Annotated in this window: 2 protein-coding genes; both read right to left on the bottom strand. The window is 72.3% G+C overall.

The genetic code is table 11. The features are described 5' to 3' along the window. The coding region (locus J5X86_RS49965) for a beta-ketoacyl synthase N-terminal-like domain-containing protein (RefSeq protein WP_208523202.1) at positions 1 to 950 on the bottom strand (950 nt) is incomplete at its 3' end. 37 nt (positions 951 to 987) lie between these two features. Then, on the bottom strand, positions 988 to 5,006 hold a 4,019-nt coding region (locus tag J5X86_RS49970; RefSeq protein WP_208523203.1), incomplete at its 5' end, for a type I polyketide synthase.

The raw sequence follows: 5,006 nt of genomic DNA on the forward strand, positions 1-5,006 counted from the left end.
TGCGCAGGACCCGACGGCGCCGTCAACCCATTCGACGCCCCGTCCTGATTCACCGCAGAACCCCGCACCACCGCCAACACCCGACGCCCACAAGCCACCGCATCCGACAACCGCTGCACCACCACCAGCCCCGCACCCTCGGACCAGCCGGTGCCATCCGCGGCCTCCGCGAACGACTTGCACCGACCATCCACCGCCAGCCCCCGCTGCCGCGAGAACTCCACGAAGGCGGCGGGCGTGAACATCTGCGTCGCTCCGCCCACGAGGGCGAGGTCGCATTCGCCCTTGCGCAGCGAGTCGCCCGCCAGGTGCAACGCCACCAGCGAGGACGAGCAGGTGGTGTCGAGTGTCATGGCGGGCCCTTCCAGGCCCAGGCTGTAGGCGATCCGGCCGGAGGCGACGCCACCGGAGTTGCCGGTGCCGAGATAGCCCTCCAGCTCCTCGGGCGCGCTGGTCAGGCGGTCGGCGTAGTTGTGGTACATGACCCCGGTGAACACACCGGTCCGGCTGCCACGCAGCGAGTCGGGGGCGATGCCCGACCGCTCCAGGGCCTCCCACGCCAGTTCGAGCAGCACCCGGTGTTGCGGGTCGGTGGCCAGCGCCTCCCTGGGCGACATGCCGAAGTGCTCGGCGTCGAACCAGTCGCCATCGGTGAGGAAGCCGCCGCGTGCGACGTAGGACTTGCCGCGGCTGGCGGGGTCGTCGTCCAAGAGCCCTTCCAGGGCCCAGCCCCGGTCGGTCGGCAGCGAGGTGACGGTGTCGCGTTCGTCGATGACGAGCTGCCACAGTTGCTCGGGTGAGCTGATCCCGCCGGGATAGCGGCACGACATGCCCACGATCGCGAGGGGTTCACGGGCGGCCGACTCGCGCTCCTGCAGACGCTGCCGGGTCTCGTGCAGCTCGGCCGTGACCCAGCGCAGGTGGTTGAGCAGTTCTTCCTCGTTCGGCATGACACGGGACCTGTCTGTGAGAGTGGCAGGAAGGGCTCTACTTCATGCCGAGTTCGTTGTGGATGAAGTCGAGGAGCTCGCCGGCGCTCGCCGTCCGCAGCTCCGCGGCGGGCTGCCGGGCCGGTGCGCTGTGCGCCTGCAGCCGGGCCAGGCGGTCGGCCAGGACGGTGCGCAGCGCCCCGTCGGTCGACGGCGCGGCGAGTGCCGCCTCGAGCTGGTCGAGCGCGGCCAGCAGCGCCTGCTCGGTGCCGGTCTCCGAGGCCAGTTCCTCGGCCATCTTCCCGGCGAGGGCGTCGGGGGTGGGGAAGTCGAAGGTCGTGGCGGGTGGCAGCCGCAGGCCGGTGACCGTGTTGAGCCGGTTGCGCAGATCCACGGCGGTGAGCGAGTCGAATCCGGCGTTGAGGAACGGCCGTTGGGGGTCGATCTCGTCGCGCCGGGCGAATCCGAGGACGGCCGCGGCCTGCTCGCGTACCAGCCTCAGCAGTTCCCGTTTGCGCTCGGCCGGGCTCAAAGCGCCCATCCGGGCGGTGAAGTCCGGCTCGGCGACCGCGACCGCGGCGGTCGGTCGCACCGGGCCACGGGCGACCGGTGCCCTGCGCGCGGGCACCGTCACCGGGTCGGTACCGGCCAGCGCACGGTCGAACAGCGCAAGGCCCTCGGCCGTGGACAGGGCGCCGACCGCGGCCTGGGGGCGGGTGCCCTTGACCGGGGCGGTCAGCGAGGTCGCCTGTTCCCACAGGCCCCAGGCGAGGGAGTGCCCGGCGAGGCCGGCCGCACCCCGCTGGGTGGCGAGCGCGTCGAGGAAGGTGTTGGCCGCCGCGTAGTTCGCCTGTCCCGGAGAGCCGAGAGTTCCGGCCGCCGAGGAGAACAACACGAACAGCGCGAGGTCCATGCCCTCGGTCAGCCGGTGCAGGTTCAATGCCCCGTCGATCTTCGGTGCGGCGACGGTGCGCAGCCGGTCCGGGGTCATCGAGGTGACGATTCCGTCGTCGAGCACGGCCGCGGCGTGTACGACACCGGCGAGCGGGAACTCCTCGATGCCGTCGAGCAGCGTCCGGACCTGGTCCGGGTCGGCGATGTCGCAGGCCACCACGTCGGCCGTCGCACCCAGTTCACCGAGTTCGGCGACCAGCTCGGCCACACCGTCGGCCCGCGATCCGGAGCGGCTGACGAGGACCAGGTGACGGACCCCGTGCGTCCCGGCGAGATGCCGCGCCACAAGGGCGCCCAGTCCACTGGTGCCACCGGTGACGAGGACTGTCGAATCGGCCGGGATCCGCGGGATGTCCCCGTCGCTCCGGGCGGGCACGAGCCGGGGGGCCAGGACCGCGCCGCGGCGCAGGGCGAGCTGCGGCTCACCGGTCGCGAGGGCGGCGGGCAAGGCGTCGGCGGACTCGTCGTCGATGTCGACGACGACCAGTCGCCCGGGGTGTTCGGTCTGCGCCGAGCGCACCAGACCCCACACCGGTGTCTGCTGGAGAGCGGACAGGGCGTCGTCGGGGCCGGTCGACACGGCGCCGCGCGTCACCACGACGAGGCGGGAGTCCGGACGGCCCTCGTTCAGCAGCCACCCCTGGACGGCCTCCAGCGCCCGGCCCGCCACCTCGACCGGTGCGTCCATGGCCTCGCATTCGTACATCACGACGGGGCCGGAGTCCTCGGCCGACGGGCTGTCCACGGGTGTCCAGTCGAGGCGGGACAGCAGACCGTCCAGTGCCGGACCGGCCTCGTCGGTACGGAGCGGACGGGCGCGCAGGCGGTCCACGGTGACCACCGGTGCGTTCGCCGGATCCGTGGCCAGCAGCGAGATGTCACCGGACGGCGTCGCGGCGACGCGCACCCGCAGTGACCGGGCCCCCGAGGCGTGTACCCGAACCCCCGACCAGGCGAAGGGAAGGGAGGTGCGGCCGGACTCCGACGCTCCGAAGGCCATCACCTGCAGCGCGGCGTCGAGCAGCGCGGGGTGCAGCACGAACGCGGTCGCCGGCACCTCGTCCGGCAGCGCCACCTCGGCGTAGAAGGCGTCCGCGGACCGCCACATGGCCCGTACGCCCCGGAAGGCCGGCCCGTACCCCAGGCCGTCGCCCGCCAGCGTGTCGTAGAACCGTTCGATGTCCACCGCTTCCGCCGGTTCCGGCGGCCAGCTCCCCCAGACCTGGGCCTCCTCCGCGCGGTCGGTCGTCAGCGCGCTCGCGTGGTACCTCCAGTCCGAACCCGCCGTACGGGAGTGGACCTGGACATGGCCGTCGGCGGTCACCGACACCTGCACATCGACCCGCTCGCCCGCCGGGATGACCAGCGGTGCGTGGATGGTCAGCTCCTCGACGACCGGGCGGCGGACCTCGTCGCCCGCCCGGACGGCCAGCTCGACGAAGGCGGCACCGGGCAGGATCACCGAGCCGCGTACCGTGTGGTCGGCCAGCCATGGATGGGAGAGGAGCGAGAGCGCCCCGGACAGCACGATCTCGCCGGAACCCGCCATGTCCGCCCTCGCACCGAGCAGCCCGTGGTCCACCGCGGCCAGGCCGACCGTGGACACATCACCGCGAGCGGAGCTTCCGTCCAGCCAGAACCGTTCGTTGGCGAACGGGTACGTGGGAAGTTCCACCTGGCGGACGCCGGTGGGGAACACCGGGCTCCAGTCCACCTCGACTCCGGAAACGTGGACTCCGGCCAAGGCCCGCAGGAACTGCGTCTGCCCGCCGGACTGCCTGCGCAACGTGCCCACCACGGCGATCTCGGTGTCCATGGCGGTGGCGGTCTGCTCGACCGCCGTGGTCAGCACCGGGTGCGGACTCAGCTCGACGAACGCCCGGAAGCCGTCGGCCAGCAGCGCCGACACGGCCCCGGCGAAGTCCACCGGCTCCCGCAGGTTGGCGAACCAGTACTCCGCGCTCATGGTCGATCCGTCGACCAGTCCACCGGTCACCGAGCTGTAGACGGGGACCGTGCCCGTGGCCGGGGCGATCGGCGCCAGTGCCTTGAGCACGTCCTCGCATAGGTCCTGGACCATCGGGGAGTGGGAGGCGTAGTCCACCGCGATCCGGCGAGCCCGCGGCTCCCGCTCCACCAAAGCCGCCACCGCCTCCGGCGTACCCGAGACCACCACCGACTCAGGGCCGTTCACCGCCGCCACCACCAGCCCCTCACCGAACGACGCCACCAGCCCCTCCACCTCGGCCAACGGCAACGCCACCGACACCATCCCGCCACGCCCCGCAAGCCCCTCCGCGATCAACCTCGACCGCACACACACCACCCGCGCCGCGTCCTCCAACGACAACACACCCGCCACACACGCCGCCGCGATCTCCCCCTGCGAATGACCCACCACCGCCGCAGGCACCACCCCAAACGACCGCCACAACCGCGCCAACGACACCATCACCGCGAACAACACCGGCTGCACCACCTCAACCCGCCCCAACGCCACCTCATCCCCCAACACCTCGGCCAGGGACCACTCCACCAACCCCTCAAACGCCCCCGCACACTCCTCCATCGCCGCGGCGAACACCGGCGAGGACTCCAGCAACTCCACCGCCATCCCCACCCACTGCGACCCCTGCCCCGGAAACACGAAGACGGGTCCGCCTTCGGAGACGACCTTCCCGGTGACCACGTCGTTGTGCGGCTCATTGGCGGCGCAGGCGTCGAGCAGTCCGGCCAGATCCGGGCGGCGTGCGGCGAGCACCACCGCGCGGTGCGCGAACGCGGTGCGTGTGGTGGCGAGCGAGTGGGCGACGTCCGCGAGGGCGACGCCGGAATGGCGTTCGAGGTGTCCGCGCAGCCGCCGTGCCTGCTCCCGGACTCCGGCGTCGTTGCGAGCGGAGAGGGGATACGGCAGCGTGCCGGCGTCGACCGGGGCCTCCCGAACCGGTTCCTCCGCCGCCTCCTCCAGGACGAGGTGTGCGTTCGTCCCCGACACTCCGAAGGAGGAGACGGCGGCGCGGCGGGGGCGGTCCACCTCCGGCCACGCACGGGCCTCGGTCAGCACCCGCACCGAACCCCACTCGACCTTCGACGACGGCGCATCCACATGCAACGACCGCGGCA

The sequence above is a fragment of the Streptomyces sp. NEAU-YJ-81 genome (assembly GCF_017592595.1).
In the GTDB taxonomy this organism is placed as follows: Bacteria; Actinomycetota; Actinomycetes; order Streptomycetales; family Streptomycetaceae; genus Streptomyces; species Streptomyces hygroscopicus_B.